Below are 22350 nucleotides of genomic sequence, written 5' to 3'. Positions count from 1 at the left end.
CAGCGGTACCGTGAAGAGGGCGCGAGAACTTGAAGGTGGTTGACTGTGTCTCGGAAGAAGTCGAACGAGGGACTGGCTCGCCTTCTGCGTGAGACCGGCTGGACCTACAGCAGCTTCGCCATGGCGGTGAACAGAGCGGGTACGGAGATCGGGCGCCCTACCCGCTACGACGAATCCGCGGTGAAGCACTGGCTCGACGGCACCATGCCGCGCAAGGAGGCCAGGGGCCTGATCCTCGAAGTCCTCTCCCGCAGGCTGTCCCGCCCGGTCACGCATGAGGAGACGGGCTTTCCCCGGCTTCAGGGAGAGGAAACCCCACTCGACACGGTGGAAGGACTTGTCGATCTGGGGAGGCAGGACATGGACCCTTCACGTCGTTCCGTACTGGGTGCGGCGCTGTTCTCCGTGGCGCTCACCATTCCGGACTGGCCGGATGTGGTGGGTCGCGCCGAAGCGTTCGCGGCGGGTCAGGTGACCCGTATCGGGCGCGGAGAAGTCGAGATGGTCACGCAGATGACCGAGCGGGTCTCCGAGTTGGACGACCAGTTCGGAGGCCGGCATGCCAGACCGATGGCGGCGGCGTTTCTGGTGAACACGGTCGCCGGGTACCTGCACGCACAAGCTCCGGACCCGGTACGGAAGGAGATGATGTCCGCCGCTGCGGACCTCTGCTACCTCACCGGCTACATGGCGGTGGACGAGGGACTTCACGGGCTGGCCCAGCGCTATTACCTGAAGGCTCTGGAACTGGCTGGTGCTGCCGATGACCACCTGACCTACTGCACGACGCTGCGGGGCATGTCCGTCCAGGCCGTGGATCTCGGGCACGGGCGGCATGCGCTGCGTCTGGCTGACGCTGCCGCAGCTGCCTCACCGCACGCCGGCCCTCGAATGCGGGCCTTCCTCGCGGGCCAGCAGGCGCACGCCGCTGCGCAGCTCGGTGAGCGCGACAGCGCCCTTCTTCGTATGAAGGAAGCAGAAAAGGCGATGGACGTAGCCGAATCGCAGGCGAAAGCGTTCGGTTCCTACGATCCGTCCTCGCTGATGTACCACGTGGCCCAGGTGCGGCATGAACTCGGCGATGCCGTCGGGGCAGTTGAGTCCATGCAAGAGTCGAACAGGCTTCGCCACGGTCTCTACAGACGAGCCAAGGTGCGGCATCTCGGTCTGACCGCAGAGCGTCAGCTCGCCATGGGCCATCTCGAAGCGGCTGTGAGCACCTGGCACGAGGCCATGGACGACTACCCGATGGTGCAGTCCGGCCGGTGCGACGATCGCATGCGCCTGATGGTGTCCGTGCTCTCCCCCTACTCTTCGAATCGGCAGGCGAGCGCACTTCTTGAACGCGCGACCGCTGTCGGCGTCACGGTAGCTGCCTGATGGGGCAGGCGCCGCTCGGCGTCTCGCGCCGAGCCTGCGACTGCGCTTTGCAGGCTCGGGAGGGGCCGGTGGGCGGTCATCTCTTGTCATGGAGGGCCGACTGCCGCCGGCGGTACCTGAGCCTCTCGGCCCGGCTCACCGCCGCTCGGATTCCTCTTGGCCGGTCCTGTCGGCGCCCGTGTGCTGCACCACGCTGTCCGGCCCCGGGTACGCCAGCGACTCGTGGCCGTCGGCGTAGCGCAGCCGGTACGGCGGAGTGCCGCGCGGGCCCCGTACCTCGATGATCTCCGCGACCTGGTCGGGTTGGCCGACGGTTCTGCCGTGGGTCAGCAACCGGTCGCCGTTGTGGGCCTCCATCGGGAACGACCTCCTCCTGGGTGGCGGTCCCTATGTCGACAAGTCTATGGCCGCGGGGCGCGGGGTTCGCGCGGGCGACGGGTGCCCGCCCGTTGGGTCACCGCGATGCAGACGAGCACACCCACCGCCGCGAGCGGAGCCGCTGCCGAGAGCCCCTCGCCGAGCAGAAGGAACGACCAGACCAGCGTCAGCAGCGGCTGGGCCAGTTGCAGCTGGCTGGCGCGTGGGATGCCGATCTCCGCCATGCCCCGGTACCAGACGTACAGCCCGATGAACGTGGACCCGGCCGCCAGCCAGACCAGGCCGACGATCCCGTGCCCGGTCAACGTGACGGGCTCGTACGAGAGCGCGACCGCGCTGCCCGCCACCGTGACCGGGAGCGAGAGGACCAGTGCCCAGCCGATCACCTGCCAGCCGGGCATCGACCGCGCCAGCCTGCCGCCCTCCGCGTACCCGGCCGCGCACACCAGGAGCGAACCGAACAGGTACAGGTCACCGGCCGAGACCGCGCCGCCGCTCTGGGCGACCGTGAACGCGAGCACCACGGCGGCCCCCGCGAGCGCCGCGATCCAGAACGCGCGGGGCGGGCGGGCTCCCGTGCGCAGGGACGAGAACACCGCTGTGGTCAGCGGCAGCAGCCCCACCACCACGGCCGCGTGCGAGGAGGTCGTCGTCCTCAGCGCGAGCGTGGTCAGCAGCGGGAATCCCGCCACCACCCCGCCCGCCACGACCAGCAGCCCGCCCAGGTGACGGCGGCCCGGCCACGGGATCCGGGCCACCAGCAGGACCGTGCCCGCGATCAAGGCGGCGAGCACGCTGCGCACCGCCACCAGCGACCACGGGCCGAAGCTCTCCAGTCCCCACACGGTGGCGGGGAAGGTCAGGGAGAAGGCGACGACCCCGAGAGAGGCGAGGACGAAGCCCGTCCGCTCGGAGCGTGGGGGCTGGGCCGGGGCCGACGTCGGGGCCGGGGAAGTGGCAGGAGTAGGGGCAGGGGTGGTGGCGAGCGCTATCGTCGCTGTCGGGATAGCGCTATCGTTGTCTCTCATGGAAGAGCGTAGCAGCGTAGGAGAGTTGGCGAAATCCCTGCGTCATGAGCTGAACCGCTACTCACCCGGCGGAAAGCTGCCGTCGAGCCGTGCCCTCGTCGAGCGCTTCCGGGTCAGCCCCGTCACCGTCACCCGGGCCCTCGCGCAACTGGCCGCCGAAGGGCTGGTCGTCACCCGCCCCGGCGCCGGGGCCTTCCGCGCCCAGCCGCGTACGACTGCCCCGGCCCCGGGCGACACGTCCTGGCAGGAGGTCTCGCTCAGCGGTGACGGCGGCCCCGAGGTGGTGCCCCGTACCGTCGACGCCTCGGGAGTCCTCGTCACCCTCGCCGCGCCCCCGTCGGGTGTCATCGAGTTCAACGGTGGCTACCTCCACCCCACCCTCCAGCCGGAACGTGCCCTGGCCGCCGCCCTCGCGCGGGCCGGCCGCCGACCCGGCGCCTGGGGCCGTCCGCCCGTGGACGGGCTGCCCGAACTGCGCGCCTGGTTCGCCCGCGAGATCGGCCCCGGCGTCGGCGCGGCCGACGTCCTGATCACGGCAGGCGGTCAGGGCGCGCTGGCCACCGCGCTGCGCGCGCTCGCCCCGCCCGGGGCTCCCATCCTCGTCGAGTCGCCGACCTACCCCGGGATGCTGGCCGTCGCCCGCGCCGCCGGGCTGCGGCCCGTCCCCGTACCGGTGGACGCGGACGGGGTGCGCCCCGAACTGCTGGAAGCGGCGTTCCGCGCCACCGGGGCCCGGGTCTTCGTCTGCCAGCCGCTTTTCCAGAACCCCACGGGCGCGGTACTCGCCCCCGCGCGGAGGGCCGGGACCCTGCGGATCGCGCGAGCGGCGGGCGCGTTCGTCGTGGAGGACGACTTCGCCCGCCGCCTCGCCCACGAGGACGCGGGCCCGCTGCCGCCGCCGCTGGCAGCCGACGATCCGGACGGGGTCGTCGTACACGTCTGTTCGCTCACCAAGGTCACCTCGCCCAGCCTGCGCGTCGGTGCGCTCGCCGCGCGCGGCCCGGTGCTGGAACGGCTGCGCGCGATCCAGGTCGTGGACAGCTTCTTCGTGCCGAGACCGCTCCAGGAAGCCGCCCTCGAACTGGTCGGATCTCCGGCCTGGAGCACCCATCTGCGCTTCTTGGCGGCCGAGTTGGCGCGGCGTCGCACCCTGCTCGCCGGTGAGCTCCGCCGCACGCTGCCCGAACTCGACCTGCCGTACGTGCCGTCCGGCGGCGGCAGCCTCTGGCTGCGCGCGCCAGGAGGGGGCGGCAGCGGTGCGGACGAGGCCGCGTTCGTCACCGGCGCCCTGCGGGCCGGGGTGGCCGTGGCGCCCGGCCGCCCGTACTTCTGCGCCGAACCGCCCTCCGCACAGGTCCGGATCAGCTACGCGGCGGCCTCCGGTGCGGGCGAGATCGCGGAGGGGGTCAGGCGGCTGCGTGTCGCGTACGACGCCGGGTGAGACGGGCGCCCGGCCGTGCGGCACGGAGGCCGCATGCGCCGGGAAAACGGCTGTGTCCGTCCGAGGAGCCGTTCTAACCTGCGCCCATGACCGAAGCGATCACGCAGGACCACGACATCTCGACCGACCCGGCCCGGCTCGACCCGGCCCGTATCCACCACTGGCTCTCCACCGATGCCTACTGGGCGCTCGGGCGCAGCCGCGCCGAGCAGGACGCGGCCATCGCGGCCTCGCTCAACTTCGGTGTGTACGAACGGAGTTCCGGTGCCCAGGTCGGGTACGCCCGGGTGGTCACCGACCAGGTCTCCTTCGCCTGGCTCTGTGACGTCTACATCGACCCGGCAGCCCGCGGGCAGGGGCTCGGCGTACGCCTGGCCGAAGCGGTCCGCGACCACCTCGCCCCGACCGGTGTCCGCAGGATTCTGCTCGCCACGGGCGACGCCCACGGAGTGTACGAGAAGGTCGGCTTCCGGAGGCTGGAGGAGCCCGGCAAGTGGATGGCTCTGGTCAACCGCTAGATCGTCAACTCCCTTATGTGCGAGCCCTCTTGACCGTAGCGGCTGGCGGCCTCACGATCGCGGCCATGAGTGTTCGGGTTTCCCTCGTGGCGGCGGCGCGGAGCTCGTCCCTGCTCGCCGAGCGCTTCGACGACGACCGTCCGCTCGACCACGCCGGATGGCACGAGGTGCAACTCGTCGCCCATGCGCTGATCCCGCTCGGGGCGGCCGACCTCCGCTACTGTGCGCCGACTCCCCGGTGCCGGGCCACCGGCGACGCCCTCGGGTACGCTCCCATGGCCCAACCCGACTTGCGCGACTGTGACATGGGGCGCTGGCGGGGCATGACCCTGGCGGAGGTCGCCGCCCGCGAGCCCGCCGCCGTCGATGCGTGGCTGGCCGATCCCCGGTCCGCGCCGCACGGCGGCGAGCCGCTGCTCGGCTTCATCGCGCGCATCGGCCACTGGCTCGACACCCGCCCCTTCGACGGCGGTTCCATCGTCGCGGTGGCCGAGCCCGCCGTGGTCCGCGCGATCCTCGTCTACGCGTTGAAGGCCCCGCCCTCGGCCTACTGGAACATCGACGTACGCCCCCTCTCCGCCGTCACCCTCGCGGGAGATCCCGGCCGTTGGAGCCTCTGCCTGGAGCCACCGGTCCACTGACGTGCCTCGTGCCGTGGCCTCGCGTCGCGCCCGGCGAAGGCGTCAGCCGCACGGGAAGGGTGAAACTCCTGCGACGGAGGGTGTACATCGGCCACAATCCCGGACATGCAACGGTTTGCGGAGATGTTCACCGATCCTGGAAGTGACCCACGGGCAGAGGTCCCGACGCAGAGCGACGAGCGGACCATGCTCGCCGCGTCCCTGCGCCGCCAGCGGGAGACCCTGGTCCTGAAGTGCTCCGGACTCGACGCCGAGGCCATGGCCCTGCGGTCCGTGGACTTCTCCGGCCTGTCGCTGCTGGGACTCGTCCGGCACCTCGCCGACGTCGAACACCGTTGGTTCAGGCTGCGGTTGGCCGGTCAGGACGGCCCGGCGCCGTTCTCCACGGTGGACGAGCCGGACAGTGCGTTCGACCGCGCGGTGCCCGACGCCGCCCGTACCGAGGAGGCCTGGCGGGCGTGGCGCGAGGAGGTCGACTTCGCGGAACGGTTCGTCGCCGAAGCCGCTGATCTCGACGTCTTCGCCGTCGACCCCTGGCAGGGACGGGTTTCGCTCCGGTGGGTGATGCTGCACATGGTCGAGGAGTACGCGCGGCACAACGGCCACGCGGACCTGCTGCGCCAAGGGGTCGACGGTGCCGTGGGGTTGTAGTGGGGGAAGTGCGGATGCCGGAAGTCCGGCGGGAGACCGTGAAGTTCGGGTCCCGGTCCGGACGGCGGGTCCCGGTCCGGATGGCCGGGTCCCGGTCCGGATGGCCGGGTCCCGGTCCGGTCGCCCGGGCCGGTCGCCGCGCCACCCCTTCCCGCCGGTCCGGCCCCTCGGTATGTTGCCCGGGGACGCAAGGGACGAGGAGGCCACCGTGACGCAGACCCACGGCCACTGCGACGAACGGTTCGCCGGCGTGCGCACCGCGTTCGAGGAGAACTTCAGCGCCCGGAATGAGCTGGGCGCGGCCGTCACGGTCCTGGTGGACGGTGAGCCGGTCGTCGACCTCTGGGGCGGCTGGGCGGACGGCGCGCGGACCCGTCCCTGGGAACGGGACACCCTCGTCAACGTCTGGTCCACCACCAAGGGTCCCACCGCTCTCTGCGCCCACATCCTCGCCGACCGCGGCCTGCTGGACCTCGACGCCCCGGTGGCCTCGTACTGGCCCGAGTTCGCCGCCGCGGGCAAGGAGGACGTCCACGTACGCGACCTCCTTTCGCACCGGGCCGGTCTCGCCGGACTGCGCGAGCCGCACTCGCTCGCCGACCTCTACGACTGGGAGCTCACCACGTCCCGGCTCGCCGCGACCGAGCCCTGGTGGGAACCGGGCACCCGTTCCGGCTACCACGCGCTGACGTACGGATTCCTGGTCGGCGAGGTCGTCCGGCGGATCAGCGGCGACCTGCCCGGGGAGTTTTTGCGGCGCGAGGTCACCGGCCCCCTCGGCATCGACTTCACCGTGGGGCTGCCGGAGAAGGAGGCGGGCCGGGTCGCCGAACTCGTCTCGACGAAGGTGACGCCCGAGCAGATCGCGTTCTTCACGAGCCTGCCGCCGGTGGCCGTCGCCTCCCTCGCCAACCCCGGTACGGGAGCCACCGCGGCCAACACCGCCGCGTGGCGGGCGGCCGAGATCCCGGCGGCGAACGGCCACGCCACCGCCCGCGCGGTCGCCTCCCTCTACGGAATCCTCGCCGGCCGGGGCACGCTCCACGGCCACCGCGTCCTCTCCGAGGAAGCGGCCGAGCGCGTACGGGAGAGCCAGGGGAGCTGCCGCGATCTGGTGCTGGGCAGCGGGTTCACGCACGAGACGGAGATCGCCCTCGGCGTCTGGCTGAGCGGCCCGAACGCTTCCTACGGCCCCAACCCGCGAGCGGTCGGCCACGACGGGGCGGGCGGCTCCTGCGGGCTCGCCGACCCGGAAGCGGGGGTGGCGCTCGGCTACGTCATGAACCGGATGGGCGTGGGGCTCGCCGACGATCCGCGCAAGATGGCCCTGGTCGACGCCGTGTACGCGTCCCTCTGACCTTCCGGGACCCGGAGAACGACAGACGCGCGGGCCGACGGTCTCCCGCCCGCCCGCGCGTCTTGAAGCCGGAATCCTCGATCGGAGTCCTTGAACGGCGGAGTCCTTAGAGGACGCCGCTCTCCGCGATGGTGATCTTCGCCGAGGTGCGGCCGCTCTGGCTGCCCAGGGACTCGATCTTCTTGACCAGCTTCATGCTGTCCTCGTCCGCGACCTCACCGAAGACGACGTGCTTGCCGTCGAGCCACGGGGTCAGGACGGTGGTGATGAAGAACTGCGAGCCGTTGGTGTTCCGGCCGGCGTTGGCCATCGAGAGCAGGCCCGCCTTGTCGTGCGTGAGCTTGAAGTTCTCGTCCGCGAACTTCTCGCCGTAGATGCTCTTGCCGCCCGTGCCGTCGCCACGGGTGAAGTCGCCGCCCTGGAGCATGAAGTCCGGGATGACGCGGTGGAAGGAGGAGCCCGCGTAGCCGAAGCCCTTCTCCCCGGTGGCGAGGGCGCGGAAGTTCTCCACGGTCTTCGGGACGACGTCCTCGAAGAGGTTGAACGTGATCCGCCCGGCGGGCTCGTCGTTGATGGTGATGTCGAAGTAAGCCTTGATGGTCATACAACCATCCTGACACTCCTCGGCCCATGCCTCGCGCAGAGGGGTCCCCACTGCGGGTCGGCAGGCCCGCAACTCCCTGGACCGTCGGCCTCAGCGCCTGCCCGGACGCCCGCCACGCGGCCGGGCGCGCCCGAGACCTACGGGACCCCGCCACCCCGCCCGGGACCGGGGCCGGGCGGGCCGCCCCGTACGGCCCCCGGGCCCGTACCCCGGCGCCGCGGGGCGTCGGGGTACGGGGACGGCAGCGGGCGCCCGGGGCGGTACGGGCCGTCGCCCAAGGAGCCGGGGCCGCCGGGGCCGCCGCGCGTGTACGGCCGGCTTCACGTACGACCGGCGCCACGCGTGCTCCGGCGTCACGTGCGACGGGCGCCACGCGCGCTCCGGCTACCGGCCGCGCGGCTTTCCGCGCTTGGCTCCCTTGGCCCCGCCGGTGCTCTTCGTACCCTTGCCGCCCGCCCCGCCCCGTGGGTTGCGGGAGGACGGCTTGCCCGTGCCGGCGCCGCGACGGGCACCGGCGGCCGGCCGCTTCTCCTGCTTCGGCTGCGGGGGAGTGGGGGTACGCCCGCGAGAGCTGTTCACCGTGCGGCCCCGGACGATGCCGATGAAGTCCTCGACCCTCTCGGTCGTCTTCTCCTCCGGCCACGAGAGTGCGATGCGCGACTCCGGGACGTCCGTCATCGTCCGGTAGGTGAGGTCCTTGCGGTGGTGGAGCCGGGCGAGCGACTGCGGGACGACCAGCAGGCCGATCCCCGCCGCGACCAGCGCCACGGCGTCCTCCGTCGTCTCCGGCCGCTCGAACGCGGGCAGACCCGGCGGGCGCTCCCAGCCGAGCGGGTCGTCGAGCGGGTGCAGCACGATGTCCTCCGCGAGATCCTCGGCGGACACCTCCTCCGCAGCCGCGAGCAGGTGGTCCTTCGGGATCACCACCACCGAGGTCTCGGTGTACAGGGGGATCGCGCTGAGCTCCTCCCGCCCGACCGGCAGCCGTACGAACCCCGCGTCGGCACCGCCCTCCAGCAGCAGCCCGGGGGCCTCGCCGGACGGCACGGAGACCAGCTCCAGCGGAATGAGGGGGAAGCGCTCTTTCCAGATGCGCACCCACTTGGAAGGCGTCACGCCCGGTACGTAGGCGAGGCGGAACGAGGGGGATGCGTCGGAGCCAGTCACCCCGCCAGGTTACCGGCCCCACCTCCGGTGGGCGTCCGGCGGATCATGGCCGGGAGCCCGTCGCACCGCCCCTCGCGAGCGGTGTGGTCGGCGGCCTCGCACACGCTCGCTACTCTTGACACATGACCTCGCACCAGACACCCCAGACGATGAAGCCCGCCACCGCGGCGAAGAAGCTGGGTGTGTACCTCGAAGCCACCCCCGCCGAGTTCCAGGAGGGTGTGGTCTCGCGCAGCGAGTTCAACGCGCTGCAGGCCGACCCGCCGGCCTGGCTGGAAGAGCTGCGCCGCAACGGCCCGCACCCCCGCCCGGTCGTCGCCGCCAAGCTGGGCGTCTCCATCTCGGGCCTCGCGCGCGGCGGAGTCACCGAGCCGCTCACCACCGAGCAGATCGACGCTCTCAAGAACGAGATGCCGGAATGGCTGAGCGCGGAGCGCGCCACTCAGGCCGACGTCCGCAAGGAGGCCGTCCGCATCAAGGAGCGGAACGCCGCGCGCGCCGCGAAGGCCGACTCCGACTCCTGATCCACGCACCACCACCACCGCCCGGCCGCAGGCACACCTCGCGCGGCCGGGCGGAGCTGTGAACGCACGGCACGCTCCGACCGTTACGGCACGCTCCGACCGTCACGGCACGCTCCGACCGTCACGGCACGCTCCGACCGTTCCGGCACGCGCCGACCGTTCCGGCACGCTCCGACCGTTCCGGCTGCCTTGAGCGGGCACGCGGATCACCCGGTGCCGCTTCCCCTCCGGACCACCGAGGCCTCGCCCGTCGAGATCGCCCCGCCGGCCGCATCGCCCGACCCGGCCACGCGGGCCCTGGTGGCCGAGTGCCACGACCTGCCGGACTCCCGCGTGCGGATCGAGGCGGCCCGCCACCCGGCCCTGCCGCTGCCCGTGCTCGTCGGGCTGCTCGACCACCCGGACCGTGAGTCGGCCGGGGCTGCCGCGGCCTACCCCGCCCCACCGGTGGCCGTGACGGTCCGGCGCCTCCCGCCGTCCGTCCTCCCCGGACCCCGCGGCAGCACGTAACGTGCGGGTGGGGGCGCCGGCGCCTTCCGAGGGCGCCGCCGCTCCACCGTCCGTGTTCCACCTGGCAGAGAGGCCGACACCGACCATGACCGACACACTGACCGTCAGCGTTCTGGGCACCGGGATCATGGGCGCCGCCATGGCCCGCAACCTCGCCCGCGCCGGACACTCCGTACAGGTCTGGAACCGCACCCGGGACAAGGCCGAACCGCTGGCCCGGGACGGCGCGCGGATCGCCGACACCCCCGCCGAGGCGGTCGACGGCGCCGACGTGGTCCTGACGATGCTGTACGACGGGGCGGCGGTGGCGGAGGTCATGCGGCAGGCGGTCCCCGCGCTGCGTTCCGGGACCGCCTGGGTGCAGTCGACCACCGTGGGCGTCGACGCCGTCGAGGCGCTCGCCGCCTTCGCCGACGAGCACGGCCTGGTCTTCTTCGACGCACCGGTGCTCGGCACCCGGCAGCCCGCCGAGGCAGGGCAGCTGCTGGTCCTCGCGGCGGGCCCGGCGCAGCAGCGGGCCGCCGTCGCCCCGGTCCTGGACGCGGTCGGGGCCCGTACGGTCTGGACGGGCGGGAGCGGGGCCGACGGCGGCGCCACCCGCCTCAAGCTCGTCGCCAACAGCTGGGTCATCGCGGCCACCACCGCCACCGGGGAGTCCCTGGCGCTGGCCAAGGCCCTCGGGGTGAACCCGCAGGACTTCTTCGACGCCATCGCCGGCGGCCCGCTGGACATGGGTTATCTGCGCGCCAAGGCCGGCCTCATCCTTGACGACGGCCTCGAACCGGCCAGTTTCGCGGTGACCACGGCCGAGAAGGACGCCCGCCTGATCGTGGAGGCCGGTCAGCGGTACGGCGTCCGCCTCGACGGCGCCGCCGCGAGCGCGGACCGCTTCGCCCGGGCCGCCGCTCAGGGCCACGGCCACGAGGACATGGCCGCCGCCTACTTCGCGAGCTTCGACCCGGACGAGTCGCGCTGACGACTGTCCGCCCACCCCCCGTTCCGGGGGGACGGAGGCTCAGGCGAACCGGGAGCTGCGCACCGGCCCCGACGAGCTGAGCCCGCGCCGGGGGCCTCGCAGCCACGAATCCCGGACGCCCGCGGCGAAGGCTTCGAGCACCTCCGCCGGATCGCCGGGGGAGTCGCCGTCGCCCGGAGCCGGAGTGGGATCAGCGCCGACGACCTCGGCCGCGAGTGCCTCGGCCGGACGGCCGTCGGCCGGACCCCGCTCCACGTCGCCGCCGGCACCCGCACGCAGTTGCTCCGCCCAGGGCGCCACCACGGACTGGTGCAGCAGTGTGACGCTGTCCGCCGCGACCCCCGGGGCATCGGTCCAGCAGCTCGCGTGCTCGTGCAGCACCTGGCCGGGGGCGCGCTCCACCAGACCCAGGAGCGCTTCCCGCCCCCCGTCCTCCTCGGCCACCTCGGCGAGGTCGTACGCGATCACCACGGTCTCCGGCTCACCGGGGCGGAAGGGCCGCGCGGGCAGCCCCAGCACCTCGGCCGCCGCGAGACCGAGGATCCGGCTGCCACGACCCGGCAGGAGGGACACCGAACGCGGCGCCACCTCCGCCGCGGCCAGCAGGGACCTCAGCCGCTGGAGCCCGAGCAGGCACTGGGCGTACGAGTCCTGGAGGAAGGCGTAGCGTCCGGTCATTCCGGCGGTGAAGCCGTACGGGGACAGCGTGCCGAGCAGCGTCCCGCCGATCACGAACTGCCAGCCGCGCAGGTCCGTGCCGTCCAGCGAGGTCGTACCGGCGGCGCTCGCGGCGCGTTCCAGCATCCGGTTCTGCCGGTCCCGGGGCGCCAGCCACTGCGGGTCCGGTGGGGCCGGCAGCAGGGCGTGCTGACGCCGCGCCAGTTCGAGGTCGCCGGACAGGATGGCGTTGTGGACCAGGAGATAGCGTTCCGGCCAGTCGGAGAAGCTCTTCTCGTACCCGGTCAGGAGTTCCACGGCGTCCCGGTGCAGGCCCTGGCTCTCGTACGCCGCGACCAGTTCGTGCACCACCGCGAATGAGCCCGGACTCAGGCGCAGCGCCTCCCGGAGCGGGGGAACGGCCAGGTCGTCCAGTCCGCGCTCGACGCAGGCGTATCCGAAGCGGTACAGGGCCGTCGCGTCCTCGGGGGCGGCGGCCAGGGTCGCCGAGGCGTCCCGGAGGTCGTCGAAACCCGCCGCTGCGGCCGCCCGCCCGATCACCAGGGCCACTTCCTCCCTCGGCTGGTTCTCACCGGCGGCCCGCACCTGGCGCAGAGCGCCGGGTACGTCCCCGGTGTCGAGGCTTCTCCAGGCGTCGAGGAGTGCGGCCGACTTCGGGAGTGCGGCGGACTTCGGGCGGTGGTTCCTGCGGGAGAACATCCGGCGATGTTCTCCGACGGGGAGAACGGCTTCAACCGAATTGCTGGCGGCGGGCGTTGGCCGGTCGCGGCCCGTGTGGGCAGGCCGGCGGCGCGGGTGGCCCGGCCTTCCTCGGCCCCGTTCTCCGCGAAGGGGCACGGCGACCGGCAGGGCCTCACCGGCCGCCCGGAAGAACCCCTCGCCCCACGACTCCTTGCGAATCGGAACGCCGTTCCGTATCGTCCTTCCGGAACGTTGTTCCGTTTTCCGGTCGCCGAGCCGGACGGGGCCGTCCCAGGCGTGCACGCGGGCGCCGTACGTGCGGGACCGTCCGTACAGGACTCGGCACGGGACCGTGTACGCAAACCGCGCATACAAGGAGAACCATGCGATACCGCACGCTGGGCCGGACCGGCATCAAGGTCAGCCCGTACTGCCTGGGCGCCATGATGTTCGGCGCCATGGGAAACCCCGACCACGACGAATCCGTCCGCATCATCCACAAGGCGCTGGACGCGGGCATCAACTTCGTGGACACCGCCGACGCCTACTCGCGCGGCGAGTCCGAGGAGATCGTCGGCAAGGCGCTCAAGGGCCGCCGCGACCACGTCGTGCTGGCCACCAAGGCCCACCTCCCGATGGGCGACGACCCCAACCAGCAGGGAAACTCGCGGCGTTGGCTGGTCCGCGCCCTGGAGGACTCGCTGCGCCGACTGGGCACCGACCACGTCGACCTGTTCCAGATCCACCGTCCGGCGCCGGACACCGACATCGAGGAGACCCTCTCCGCCCTCACCGACCTGGTCCGCGCCGGCAAGGTCCGGGCGATCGGCTCCTCCGCCTTCCCCGCCACCGACATCGTCGAGGCGCAGTGGACCGCCGAACGGCGCGGCCTGCAGCGCTTCCGCACCGAGCAGCCGACGTACTCGATCCTCAACCGGGGCATCGAACGCGAGGTGCTCCCGGCCTGCGAACGGTACGGAATCGGCGCGCTGGTCTGGAGCCCGCTGGCCGGGGGCCTGCTCACCGGCCGCTACCGCAAGGGCCAGGAGCCCACCACGCACCGCGCCGGCTTCGGCTTCAAGCACCTGAAGGACGAACGACGCCTCGACGTCGTCGAACAGCTCATCCCGCTCGCCGAGCAGGCGGGGATGCCGCTGACGCACCTGGCCACGGCCTTCGCCATCGCTCACCCCGGTGTCACCTCGGCGATCATCGGACCGCGGACCATGGCCCACCTCGACGACCTGCTCGCGGGCGCCGAGGCCAGTCTGAGCGACGAGATCCTCGACCGGATCGACGCCGTCGTGCCCCCCGGCACCGACATCGGGAAGCTCGACATGGCGTACGACCCGCCCGCCATCCAGCAGGCCGCGCTGCGCCGCCGCTCCGACGCCGAGCGCGCCGCCGCCTGATCCGGGCGGGGCCGCGGAGGGACCGGCCGGGGTGCCGGGGCGGCTGGGGAGAACCGGGCGCACCGCCGCCGTCCCGTCCCCGGCGGCCCTGCCCGTTTCCCCGCCCTCCCGGCCGTCGTACGGGGGATCGTACGGCCGGGCGGGCCGCCGGACCGCCCGGGCCGCTCCCCGGGCAGACCCTTCAGTTCCTCCCGAGCCGTTCCGTGCTGTCCGGAGTCACTCGACGTATTCGACGAGCTGCATCATCCCCTGGTCCTCGTGCTGGAGCTGATGGCAGTGGACGAGGGCCCGCCCGGTGAAGTCCTCGAAGCGGACGCGCAAGGTCACCGAGCCTCCCCGCCTGATGCCGATGGTGTCCTGCCACACCGGTGTGCCGAGGGCGCGGCCGTCGACGGCGGTCACCAGGAAGTGGTTGGTGTGCAGGTGGAACGGGTGGACGGGGTGGCCGTTCGAGGTGTTGCGCAGGGTCCATTCCTCCGTGTCGCCGAGCCGGAGGGTGTGGTTGACGTGGTCCGGATCGAACCGGCCGTACGTCGGATCCGTCGGATCGGCCGGGTCACGGGTCGGCGGCGTCGCACCGTCGCCGGTGATGCGGAACGCGTGCGGAAAGGGCTGGCCGGGAAAGGCGTTCCTGTCGCTGTGGAAGGTCAGGGAGCGGCGACGGATCACCGTACCCGGGTCGATGTACGGGGTGGGTCCCGGCAGCTCCGTGGGCAGGTCCATCGGCGTGCCGGAGCCGGACCGCACGGTCATCGTCGCCAGCAGGACGTCGCCCGCCATAATCCGGTAGTCGCCCGGGCGCTGTGCCCTGATCATGACGTCGGCCCGGTTGCCCATCGCCAGGGTGACCCCGTCGTGCTCGACGGTCCGGGTGAGGGTGATGCCGTCCATGGCGATCTGGTGCAGGGAGTGACCCTCCACCCGGATCGGCAGGACGGTGAAGGCCGAGGCGTTGATCAGGCGCCAGCGCTGCACCTCGCCCTCGCGCAACTCGATCACCGGCCGGAAGAGACCGTTCACGACATACGTCGACTCGACCGAGTCCAGGTCGCCCTCGGCGTGCAGATCCGGCACCCGCCCGCCGGAGAGCTTGAGTTCGCCGATCGCCATCACGACGTCGCTCGCGGCCGCGATCTCCGGAACCTCGTCGATCGCGCCCTCCACGACGATCGCACCCAGCAGACCGCCGGACAGCTGCACGGCGGTCGACCCGTGCACGTGCGAGTGGTACCAGTACGTCCCGCCCTCGTGGCCGGAGGGGATCTCGATGCGGCTGCGGTAACTCGTGGCGGTCCGGCCGTCGGCCGGATCGTGGGGAGCGAACTCCCGGAAGACGTTGTCCGCCTCCCCGCTCGGCGACACGTGGAGTCCGTGGGTGTGCAGGTTCACCGTGTTGAACCGGTGCGGCACGTTGTGGTCGCTGTGGACGGCCTGATCGGCTTCGGGCGGCAGATCGTTGATGTGCTCGATGTCGAGCAGGTCGCCCGGACGTACGCGGAGCGTCGGCCCGATGGCTTCTCCGTTGTAGAGCCGCAGGTCGACGTCGCCGACCCCGGCGAGCGTGCGCCGGGCGAACGCGACCCGCAGCGTGGTCGACAGGACACCCTCCGCCGACGCGATCACCGGAGGCCGGCTGAACCGCGGCGCCGCCGACGCCGAGGCGCGGGGGGCCTGCAGTACGCCGGAGACCAGGGCGGGAGCTGCCGCCAGTAGCGCACGCCTGCTGATACCGCGTGATGGGTCCATGGAACTCACCCCTACTCGTGAACGGGCAAAGACCGTCCAGCGTGGCGAGCGGGCCACGGGTTCCGTCGGACGACACGTCCCGCGTCGCCCGGCTTCCTCCGATCGGCGCACCGGGTGGGGCCGGGCGGCGGGAGGCCTTTGCCGGTTCCCGGCCCCCGGGGCGGTCCCCTGTCCGGCGGCAGCGGCCTACCGTGCATCAGATCACGCCAATCGTGTTGATCATCACGCTGGGAGACCCCGTGATTGCTATTAGCGTTCGGACGTGACTTCCCATCAGATTCGAGACAACGCCTCCCGCCCGCCGCTCTCGCTCACCACTGACCTCACCCACGCGCTCTACGGTGGTCGCCTCGCCGAGACGCATGACCGCTGGCGGGGTCTGTTCGGCTCAGCCCCCTTCTCGTTCCGTGAAGGGCTGACCCGTGAGGAGCGCATAGCGCTCTCCTACGAGCGCCTTCGGCTGGTTCGTGCAGCTGTCCCCGGTCGAATGGAGCGGTTCGTGGCGGACGCCGCAGAGCTGTCCGCCCTCCACGAGTGGGCCGGGGTCGACCCGGGCATGGCCACCGTGAGCTCGATCCACTTCAACCTCTTTCTCGGGAGCTTGGTCGACCACGGCCGCACCGGCGACGATCTGGCCGAGTTCACCGATCGGATCGGGACGTTTCTGTGTACGGAGCTCGGTCACGGCAATGACGCCGCGAGATGTGAGACCACGGCGACGTTCGACCGGGCGTCGGGCGGGTTCGTCCTGGACACTCCGACGCCCGGGGCCGCGAAATTCATGCCCAACACGTCCTCGGCCGGCGGCGCGAAGGCCGCCGTCGTGGCCGCACGTCTGCTGGTCGACGGTACCGACCACGGGATCTTCCTCTTCCTGACCCCCCTGAGCGACGCCGACGGGGTCCACCTGCGGGGGATCGAGGTACGTGAGCTGCCCGAGACGGCCAGCGCCCCGGTCGATCACTGCGTCACGACGTTCCGCGGTGTGCGCCTGCCCTACGGAGCGATGCTCCAGGGCGACCACGGGCGTCTCACTCGCGAGGGGGTGTTCAGCAGCGCGGTGGGCAGTCCCCGGCGCCGGTATCTGCACTCCATCGGCCGGGTCACGATGGGGAAGCTGTGCATGTCCGGCTACAGCCTCGGCGCGACCCGCCACGCACTGGCCGTGACCATGCGGCTCTCCCACGACCGGGTCACGTCGTCGATGACCACCCGCGCGACGCAGCCCCTGATCGAGCATCGCAGTCACCACGCCCCCCTCCTGGACGCGGTGGCCACCACGTACGCGGCCACCCTGCTCCACCGGTCGGTGGTCACGCGGTGGACCCGTGCCGCGGCGGGTACGGACGAGGACCGCGGGGCGTGCGAGCGGGACATAGCCGTCGCCAAGACGTGGATCACCTGGGAGGCCCGCAGGACGATGACGGCCTGTCGGGAGAGGAGTGGCGCCCGCGGACTGTTCCTCGGCCACGGCATCGCCATGCAGCTCGCGGCCAACGAGGGAACCATCACCGCCGAGGGGGACAACCAGGTCGTCGCCGCCAAGGCCGGCGGGGAGATGGCCCTCGGAAGCATCGCCCTGAAGCCGCCGAGCGAGATCCCTCCCGGGGAGCGTTCGCTGACCGACCCCCAGTTCCAGCTGGACCTCCTGGCCGACGTCGAGCGCATCTGGCACGGCCGGGCGAGCGAAGAACGCCACCAGCCGGCCCCCTCGGCGTCGGCACGGTGGAACAACATCGTGGGCCCGGCTCTCACGCTGGTGGACGCCCACGTCCGACGGCGGGCCGGGGAGGAGATGCTCACGGCGGCCGCCCGGGCCGGCTCCGACCAGGGGCGGAAGCTGCTGCTGGACCTCTTCGGGCTGTTCGCGCTGCGCCAGGTCGCCGCGCACAGCGGGGACCTCCTGGCCGAGGAGAGGGTGACGGCCGATCAGGTCCGGAGCCTGTACAAGCTGACCGGGAAGCTCCTCGACGCCCTCGTGCCGCACTCCCTGTCCCTCGTCGAGGGCTTCGCCGTGCCCGACGCGCTCCTTGAGTCGACGTCCATGCTGAATCCGTAGCAGGGCCGGGGTGCCGGGTGCCGTCTCACGGTCTCCGTGGCGGACGGCACCCCCCGGCCGCCGTGGTGCGGAGCGCCGAGCCCTCCACCACCTTTGCATAAAAGTGCGCACCTGCGTATAGTCATGCCATCGATGAGGAGGATTCCGATGGTGGTACGTGCAGCGGTGGCAGGGGCGAGCGGATACGCCGGCGGTGAGCTGCTGCGCCTGCTGCTGGCCCACCCCGAGATCGAGATCGGCGCCCTGACCGGCCACTCCAACGCGGGGCAGACGCTCGGTGCACTCCAGCCGCACCTGCGGCCCCTCGCCGGCCGGGTGCTGGAACCGACCACCGCGGAGGTGCTCGCCGGGCACGACGTGGTCTTCCTCGCCCTGCCGCACGGGCAGTCCGCCGCCGTCGCCGAGCAGCTCGGGGACGAGGTCCTGGTCGTCGACATGGGGGCCGACTTCCGGCTCAAGGACGCCGGGGACTGGGAGAAATTCTACGGTTCGCCGCACGCCGGCACGTGGCCCTACGGCCTCCCCGAGCTGCCAGGCGCGCGCGCCGCGCTCGCCGGGTCCAAGCGGATCGCCGTCCCCGGCTGCTACCCGACCGCCGTCTCCCTCGCGCTCTTCCCGGCGTACGCCGCCGGGCTCGCCGAACCCGAGGCCGTCGTCGTCGCCGCGTCCGGCACCTCCGGCGCGGGCAAGGCGGCCAAGCCGCACCTCCTCGGCTCCGAGGTGATGGGGAACATGACCCCGTACGGCGTCGGTGGCGGGCACCGGCACACCCCGGAGATCACCCAGAACCTCGACGCCGTCGCCGGGGAACGCGTCTCCGTCTCCTTCACCCCGACCCTCGCCCCCATGCCCCGCGGCATCCTCGCCACCTGCAGCGCCAAGGCGAAGCCGGGCGTGGACGCGGAGGCGCTCCGCGCCGCCTACGAGAAGGCGTACGCGGACGAGCCGTTCGTCGAGCTCCTCCCCGAGGGACAGTGGCCCGCCACCGCGTCCGTGTACGGCTCCAACGCCGTCCAGATCCAGGTGGCGTACGACCCCGCCGCCGGACGGATCATCGTGATCAGCGCCATCGACAACCTCGCCAAGGGCACCGCCGGGGGTGCCCTGCAGAGCACGAACATCGCCCTCGGGCTGCCCGAGGACACCGGTCTGACCACGGTCGGCGTGGCCCCCTGACCGGCGTGCGCCCGGCCGCACCCACCCCGGGCGCCGGGCGTACGGACGCCGGACCCCGGACCACCACGGAAACCGCCCCAGCGCCGCACCGCGCGGGCGGAGAAGCGAACGAGGAGATGCAGTGAGCGTCACGGCAGCACAAGGATTCTCGGCGGCGGGCATCGCCGCCGGGATCAAGGAGAGCGGCAACCCGGACCTGGCCCTCGTGGTCAACCTCGGGCCGCGCCGGGCCGCCGCGGGAGTCTTCACCTCCAACCGCGTCAAGGCCGCACCCGTCCTCTGGTCCCAGCAGGTCCTCAAGGGCGGCGAGGTCTCCGCCGTCGTCCTCAACTCCGGTGGCGCCAACGCCTGTACGGGCCCCAAGGGCTTCCAGGACACGCACGCCACCGCCGAAAAGGCCGCCGAGGTCCTCGAAGGCCACAGCGCCGGCGAGATCGCCGTCTGTTCCACCGGGCTCATCGGCACGCTGCTCCCCATGGAGAAGCTGCTCGACGGCATCGACAAGGCCGCGGCCGCGCTCAGCACGGAAGGCGGCACGGACGCTGCCATCGCCATCAAGACCACCGACACCGTCCACAAGACCGCCGTCGCCGCGGGCGAGGGCTGGACCGTCGGCGGCATGGCCAAGGGCGCGGGCATGCTCGCCCCGGGCCTCGCCACCATGCTCGTGGTCCTCACCACCGACGCCGACGTGGAGGCGCCCGCGCTGGACGCCGCCCTGCGCGACGCCACCCGCACCACCTTCGACCGGGTCGACTCGGACGGCTGCATGTCGACCAACGACACCGTGCTGCTCCTCGCCTCCGGCGCCAGCGGCATCACCCCGGACCAGGACGCGTTCGCCGCGGCCGTTCGGACCGTCTGCGGCGACCTGGCCCGGCAGCTCATCGGCGACGCCGAGGGCGCCTCCAAGGACATCCGGATCGAGGTCGTGGGAGCCGCGACCGAGGACGACGCCGTCGAGGTGGGCCGCTCCATCGCCCGCAACAACCTCCTCAAGTGCGCCATCCACGGCGAGGACCCCAACTGGGGCCGCGTGCTCTCCGCGATCGGCACCACCCGGGCCGCCTTCGACCCCGACCGGCTGAACGTCGCCATCAACGACGTCTGGGTCTGCAGGGACGGCAGCGTCGGCGACGACCGCGACCTTGTCGACATGCGGTACCGCGAGGTCAGGATCACCGCCGACCTCTCCGTCGGCACCGAGTCGGCCGTCATCTGGGCGAACGACCTCACCGCCGAGTACGTCCACGAGAACAGCGCGTACAGCTCATGAGCGACGCGAAGAGCACGAACACCGAGAAGAGCACGGCGCGGAAGCACACCGCCCTCCCGAAAGCGCAGATCCTCATCGAAGCGCTGCCCTGGCTCACCCGTCACAACGGCCGGACCGTCGTCATCAAGTTCGGTGGCAACGCCATGGTCGACGAGGACCTGAAGGCCGCGTTCGCCCAGGACGTCGTCTTCCTGCGGCAGGCCGGTCTCAAGCCCGTCGTCGTGCACGGCGGCGGCCCGCAGATCAACGCCCAGCTCGACAAGCAGGGCCTGGTCAGCGAGTTCAAGGCCGGACTGCGGGTCACCACGCCCGAGGCGATGGACGTCGTGCGGATGGTGCTGGCCGGACAGGTGCAGCGCGAGCTCGTCGGCCTGCTCAACCAGCACGGACCGCTCGCCGTCGGCATGACCGGCGAGGACGCCCGCACCATGACCGCTGTCCAGCACCGCCCGACCATCGACGGCGAGATCATCGACATCGGCCGGGTCGGCGAGATCACCGAGATCGACACCGGGGCCATCGAGGCCCTGCTGGCGGACGGCCGCATCCCGGTCATCTCCTCGATCGCGCGTTCCGCCGACGACAACCACGTCTACAACGTCAACGCCGACACCGCAGCCGCCGCCCTGGCCGCCGCGCTGAACGCCGAGACGCTGATGGTCCTCACCGACGTCGAGGGGCTGTACGAGGACTGGCCGCACAGCGACGACGTGATCAGCCGCATCACCGCGACCGAGCTGGAGAAGCTCCTGCCGGAGCTGTCCAGCGGCATGGTCCCGAAGATGCAGGGCTGCCTGTACGCCGTGCGCAACGGCGTCGAGACCGCCAGGGTCATCGACGGGCGCGTCCAGCACGCGATCCTGCTGGAGATCTTCACGGACGAAGGAGTCGGCACGATGGTCGTGCCCGACACGGAGGGGGAGTCATGACGAACGCGGAACTCGTACAGCGCTGGAACCACGCGCTGACGGACAACTACGGCACCCCGCAGATCCCCCTCGTCCGGGGCGAGGGCGCCCGCGTCTGGGACGCCGACGGCAAGGAGTACCTCGACTTCGTCGGCGGTATCGCGGTGAACGCGCTGGGCCACGCCCACCCCGCGATCGTCGAGGCCGTCTCCACGCAGATCGCGTCCCTCGGGCACGTCTCCAACCTCTTCATCGCCGAACCGCCGGTCGCGCTCGCCGAGCGGCTGATCCACCTCTTCGGCCGGAACGGGCGGGTCTACTTCGCCAACTCCGGCGCCGAAGCCAACGAAGCCGCCTTCAAGATCGGCCGGCTCACCGGCCGGACCGGCATGGTGGCCACCACCGGCGGCTTCCACGGCCGGACCATGGGCGCGCTCGCCCTCACCGGGCAGCCCAAGAAGCGGGACCCGTTCCTGCCGCTGCCCGCCGAGGTCACCCATGTGCCCTACGGCGACGTCGAGGCCCTCCGGGCCGCCGTCACCACCGACACCGCGCTCGTGATCATCGAGCCCGTCCAGGGCGAGAACGGCGTGGTCGTCCCGCCCAAGGGCTACCTCACCGCAGCCCGCGAGATCACCCGGGCCACCGGCACGCTGCTCGTCCTCGACGAGGTACAGACGGGCATCGGCCGGTGCGGCACCTGGTTCGAGTACCAGGCCCACGAGGACGTCGAGCCCGACATCGTCACCCTCGCCAAGGGCATCGGCGGCGGACTGCCGCTCGGCGTGACCGTCGCCTTCGGCGCCGCGGCCGACCTGTTCGAGCCGGGCCACCACGGCACCACCTTCGGCGGCAACCCGATCGCCTGCGCGGCGGGCCTCGCCGTGCTGGACACCCTGGCGGCGGACGGCGCGCTCGACAACGTGAAGCGGCTCGGCGAGCGCATCCGGGACGAGGTCGAGGGGTTCGGACACCCCCTCGTCTCCCACGTCCGCGGCTCCGGCCTGCTGCTGGGTATCGTGCTCACGGGACCCCACGCGCCGCAGGTGCAGCAGGCGGCCCAGGAGGCGGGACTGCTGGTCAACGCCCCCGCACCCGATGTCGTACGGCTGATGCCGCCGCTGATCATCGGCGACGCGGAGGTGGACGCCTTCCTGGCCGTGCTGCGGGGCGCCCTGGACGCGGTGGACCCGGGCGAGGGCGACGGAGAACCCGGAGCATGAGCACCCGGAGAATGAG

21 protein-coding genes are annotated in these 22350 nt (G+C 72.1%); 15 read left to right on the top strand and 6 right to left on the bottom strand.

Annotation, left to right across the window (positions count from 1 at the left end; translation table 11 throughout):
• The first annotated feature begins 45 nt into the window (after positions 1-45).
• The gene (locus ACFZAX_RS30780; RefSeq protein WP_390965585.1) at positions 46-1380 is read left to right on the top strand and encodes a tetratricopeptide repeat protein; all 1335 of its coding nucleotides are present in this window, start codon (positions 46-48) and stop codon (positions 1378-1380) included.
• A 135-nt stretch (positions 1381-1515) separates the two neighbouring features.
• On the opposite strand, the gene ACFZAX_RS30775 is transcribed toward ACFZAX_RS30780, so the two are convergent.
• Entirely contained in the window at positions 1516-1737 is a 222-nt protein-coding gene (locus ACFZAX_RS30775; RefSeq protein WP_390965584.1) for a DUF1918 domain-containing protein, read from the bottom strand.
• A 44-nt stretch (positions 1738-1781) separates the two neighbouring features.
• Positions 1782-2786: an EamA family transporter gene (locus tag ACFZAX_RS30770; RefSeq protein ID WP_390965583.1), complete on the bottom strand. Its 1005-nt coding sequence runs from the start codon at positions 2784-2786 to the stop codon at positions 1782-1784.
• Here ACFZAX_RS30770 and ACFZAX_RS30765 point away from each other — a divergent pair.
• From ACFZAX_RS30765 to ACFZAX_RS30745, 5 genes are all read left to right on the top strand, one after another.
• On the top strand, positions 2785-4227 hold the full coding sequence (locus ACFZAX_RS30765; RefSeq protein ID WP_390965582.1) for an aminotransferase class I/II-fold pyridoxal phosphate-dependent enzyme: 1443 nt from the start codon (positions 2785-2787) through the stop codon (positions 4225-4227). The two genes, ACFZAX_RS30770 and ACFZAX_RS30765, sit on opposite strands and share 2 nt — an antisense overlap.
• Before the next feature lie 86 nt (positions 4228-4313).
• On the top strand, positions 4314-4745 hold the full coding sequence (locus tag ACFZAX_RS30760) for a GNAT family N-acetyltransferase (RefSeq protein ID WP_390965581.1): 432 nt from the start codon (positions 4314-4316) through the stop codon (positions 4743-4745).
• A gap of 65 nt (positions 4746-4810) precedes the next feature.
• Positions 4811-5386, top strand: a complete 576-nt coding sequence (locus ACFZAX_RS30755; RefSeq protein ID WP_390965580.1) for a histidine phosphatase family protein — start codon at positions 4811-4813, stop codon at positions 5384-5386.
• Between the two features lie 105 nt (positions 5387-5491).
• A complete protein-coding gene (locus ACFZAX_RS30750; RefSeq protein WP_390965579.1) occupies positions 5492-6037 on the top strand; it encodes a DUF664 domain-containing protein in 546 nt (181 codons plus the stop codon).
• A gap of 172 nt (positions 6038-6209) precedes the next feature.
• On the top strand, positions 6210-7394 hold the full coding sequence (locus ACFZAX_RS30745; RefSeq protein WP_390965577.1) for a serine hydrolase: 1185 nt from the start codon (positions 6210-6212) through the stop codon (positions 7392-7394).
• A 106-nt stretch (positions 7395-7500) separates the two neighbouring features.
• Here the strand turns inward: ACFZAX_RS30745 and ACFZAX_RS30740 are convergent, their stop codons facing one another.
• Positions 7501-7998, bottom strand: coding sequence for a peptidylprolyl isomerase (locus tag ACFZAX_RS30740; protein ID WP_390965576.1), 498 nt, complete (start codon positions 7996-7998; stop codon positions 7501-7503).
• Positions 7999-8382: 384 nt separating this feature from the next.
• Positions 8383-9165 carry a LysR substrate-binding domain-containing protein gene (locus ACFZAX_RS30735; protein WP_390965575.1) on the bottom strand — a complete coding sequence of 261 codons (783 nt, stop codon included), beginning with the start codon at positions 9163-9165 and terminating at the stop codon, positions 8383-8385.
• A gap of 122 nt (positions 9166-9287) precedes the next feature.
• On the opposite strand from ACFZAX_RS30735, the gene ACFZAX_RS30730 reads away from it, so the two are divergent.
• The 3 genes from ACFZAX_RS30730 to ACFZAX_RS30720 all read left to right on the top strand — a co-directional run bounded on the left by ACFZAX_RS30730 (position 9288) and on the right by ACFZAX_RS30720 (position 11175).
• Complete coding sequence (locus ACFZAX_RS30730; protein WP_390965574.1) at positions 9288-9689, top strand: DUF5997 family protein; 402 nt, start codon at positions 9288-9290, stop codon at positions 9687-9689.
• A 213-nt stretch (positions 9690-9902) separates the two neighbouring features.
• On the top strand, positions 9903-10199 hold the full coding sequence (locus tag ACFZAX_RS30725) for a hypothetical protein (protein WP_390965573.1): 297 nt from the start codon (positions 9903-9905) through the stop codon (positions 10197-10199).
• A gap of 61 nt (positions 10200-10260) precedes the next feature.
• Entirely contained in the window at positions 10261-11175 is a 915-nt protein-coding gene (locus ACFZAX_RS30720; protein ID WP_390965596.1) for an NAD(P)-binding domain-containing protein, read from the top strand.
• 39 nt (positions 11176-11214) lie between these two features.
• Here the strand turns inward: ACFZAX_RS30720 and ACFZAX_RS30715 are convergent, their stop codons facing one another.
• The gene (locus tag ACFZAX_RS30715) at positions 11215-12552 is read right to left on the bottom strand and encodes a hypothetical protein (RefSeq protein ID WP_390965572.1); all 1338 of its coding nucleotides are present in this window, start codon (positions 12550-12552) and stop codon (positions 11215-11217) included.
• A gap of 365 nt (positions 12553-12917) precedes the next feature.
• On the opposite strand from ACFZAX_RS30715, the gene ACFZAX_RS30710 reads away from it, so the two are divergent.
• Positions 12918-13946 carry an aldo/keto reductase gene (locus ACFZAX_RS30710; RefSeq protein WP_390965571.1) on the top strand — a complete coding sequence of 343 codons (1029 nt, stop codon included), beginning with the start codon at positions 12918-12920 and terminating at the stop codon, positions 13944-13946.
• Positions 13947-14162: 216 nt separating this feature from the next.
• On the opposite strand, the gene ACFZAX_RS30705 is transcribed toward ACFZAX_RS30710, so the two are convergent.
• Positions 14163-15692, bottom strand: coding sequence for a multicopper oxidase domain-containing protein (locus tag ACFZAX_RS30705; RefSeq protein ID WP_390965570.1), 1530 nt, complete (start codon positions 15690-15692; stop codon positions 14163-14165).
• A gap of 262 nt (positions 15693-15954) precedes the next feature.
• Here ACFZAX_RS30705 and ACFZAX_RS30700 point away from each other — a divergent pair, with 262 nt between their 5' ends.
• The 5 genes from ACFZAX_RS30700 (at position 15955) to ACFZAX_RS30680 (ending at position 22334) form a co-directional block, all read left to right on the top strand.
• Complete coding sequence (locus ACFZAX_RS30700; RefSeq protein ID WP_390965569.1) at positions 15955-17751, top strand: acyl-CoA dehydrogenase; 1797 nt, start codon at positions 15955-15957, stop codon at positions 17749-17751.
• Positions 17752-17898: 147 nt separating this feature from the next.
• Positions 17899-18927, top strand: a complete 1029-nt coding sequence (gene argC / locus ACFZAX_RS30695) for an N-acetyl-gamma-glutamyl-phosphate reductase (protein ID WP_390965568.1) — start codon at positions 17899-17901, stop codon at positions 18925-18927.
• 121 nt (positions 18928-19048) lie between these two features.
• Positions 19049-20203, top strand: coding sequence for a bifunctional glutamate N-acetyltransferase/amino-acid acetyltransferase ArgJ (gene argJ / locus ACFZAX_RS30690; RefSeq protein ID WP_390965566.1), 1155 nt, complete (start codon positions 19049-19051; stop codon positions 20201-20203).
• Positions 20200-21132 carry an acetylglutamate kinase gene (gene argB / locus ACFZAX_RS30685; protein WP_390965565.1) on the top strand — a complete coding sequence of 311 codons (933 nt, stop codon included), beginning with the start codon at positions 20200-20202 and terminating at the stop codon, positions 21130-21132. The genes argJ and argB overlap by 4 nt, the downstream gene beginning before the upstream one ends.
• Entirely contained in the window at positions 21129-22334 is a 1206-nt protein-coding gene (locus ACFZAX_RS30680) for an acetylornithine transaminase (RefSeq protein ID WP_390965564.1), read from the top strand. The genes argB and ACFZAX_RS30680 overlap by 4 nt, the downstream gene beginning before the upstream one ends.
• Positions 22335-22350 lie beyond the last annotated feature (16 nt).

Origin of the sequence: Streptomyces sp. NPDC008125 (assembly GCF_042957125.1) — a bacterium.
Classification (GTDB): Bacteria; Actinomycetota; Actinomycetes; order Streptomycetales; family Streptomycetaceae; genus Streptomyces.
Note: the sequence above shows the minus strand (reverse complement) of the source record. Positions and strands in the feature narration are given on the sequence as shown.

Excerpts from the sequence above, each read along its gene's own strand:
- ACFZAX_RS30775 (WP_390965584.1), bottom strand. The coding sequence starts at position 1,737 with ATGGAGGCCCACAACGGCGACCGGTTGCTGACCCACGGCAGAACCGTC.
- ACFZAX_RS30765 (WP_390965582.1), top strand. The coding sequence starts at position 2,785 with ATGGAAGAGCGTAGCAGCGTAGGAGAGTTGGCGAAATCCCTGCGTCAT.
- ACFZAX_RS30770 (WP_390965583.1), bottom strand. The coding sequence starts at position 2,786 with ATGAGAGACAACGATAGCGCTATCCCGACAGCGACGATAGCGCTCGCC.
- ACFZAX_RS30760 (WP_390965581.1), top strand. The coding sequence starts at position 4,314 with ATGACCGAAGCGATCACGCAGGACCACGACATCTCGACCGACCCGGCC.
- ACFZAX_RS30755 (WP_390965580.1), top strand. The coding sequence starts at position 4,811 with ATGAGTGTTCGGGTTTCCCTCGTGGCGGCGGCGCGGAGCTCGTCCCTG.
- ACFZAX_RS30750 (WP_390965579.1), top strand. The coding sequence starts at position 5,492 with ATGCAACGGTTTGCGGAGATGTTCACCGATCCTGGAAGTGACCCACGG.
- ACFZAX_RS30745 (WP_390965577.1), top strand. The coding sequence starts at position 6,210 with ATGTTGCCCGGGGACGCAAGGGACGAGGAGGCCACCGTGACGCAGACC.
- ACFZAX_RS30740 (WP_390965576.1), bottom strand. The coding sequence starts at position 7,998 with ATGACCATCAAGGCTTACTTCGACATCACCATCAACGACGAGCCCGCC.
- ACFZAX_RS30730 (WP_390965574.1), top strand. The coding sequence starts at position 9,288 with ATGACCTCGCACCAGACACCCCAGACGATGAAGCCCGCCACCGCGGCG.
- ACFZAX_RS30715 (WP_390965572.1), bottom strand. The coding sequence starts at position 12,552 with ATGTTCTCCCGCAGGAACCACCGCCCGAAGTCCGCCGCACTCCCGAAG.
- ACFZAX_RS30710 (WP_390965571.1), top strand. The coding sequence starts at position 12,918 with ATGCGATACCGCACGCTGGGCCGGACCGGCATCAAGGTCAGCCCGTAC.
- ACFZAX_RS30705 (WP_390965570.1), bottom strand. The coding sequence starts at position 15,692 with ATGGACCCATCACGCGGTATCAGCAGGCGTGCGCTACTGGCGGCAGCT.
- argC (WP_390965568.1), top strand. The coding sequence starts at position 17,899 with ATGGTGGTACGTGCAGCGGTGGCAGGGGCGAGCGGATACGCCGGCGGT.
- argB (WP_390965565.1), top strand. The coding sequence starts at position 20,200 with ATGAGCGACGCGAAGAGCACGAACACCGAGAAGAGCACGGCGCGGAAG.
- ACFZAX_RS30680 (WP_390965564.1), top strand. The coding sequence starts at position 21,129 with ATGACGAACGCGGAACTCGTACAGCGCTGGAACCACGCGCTGACGGAC.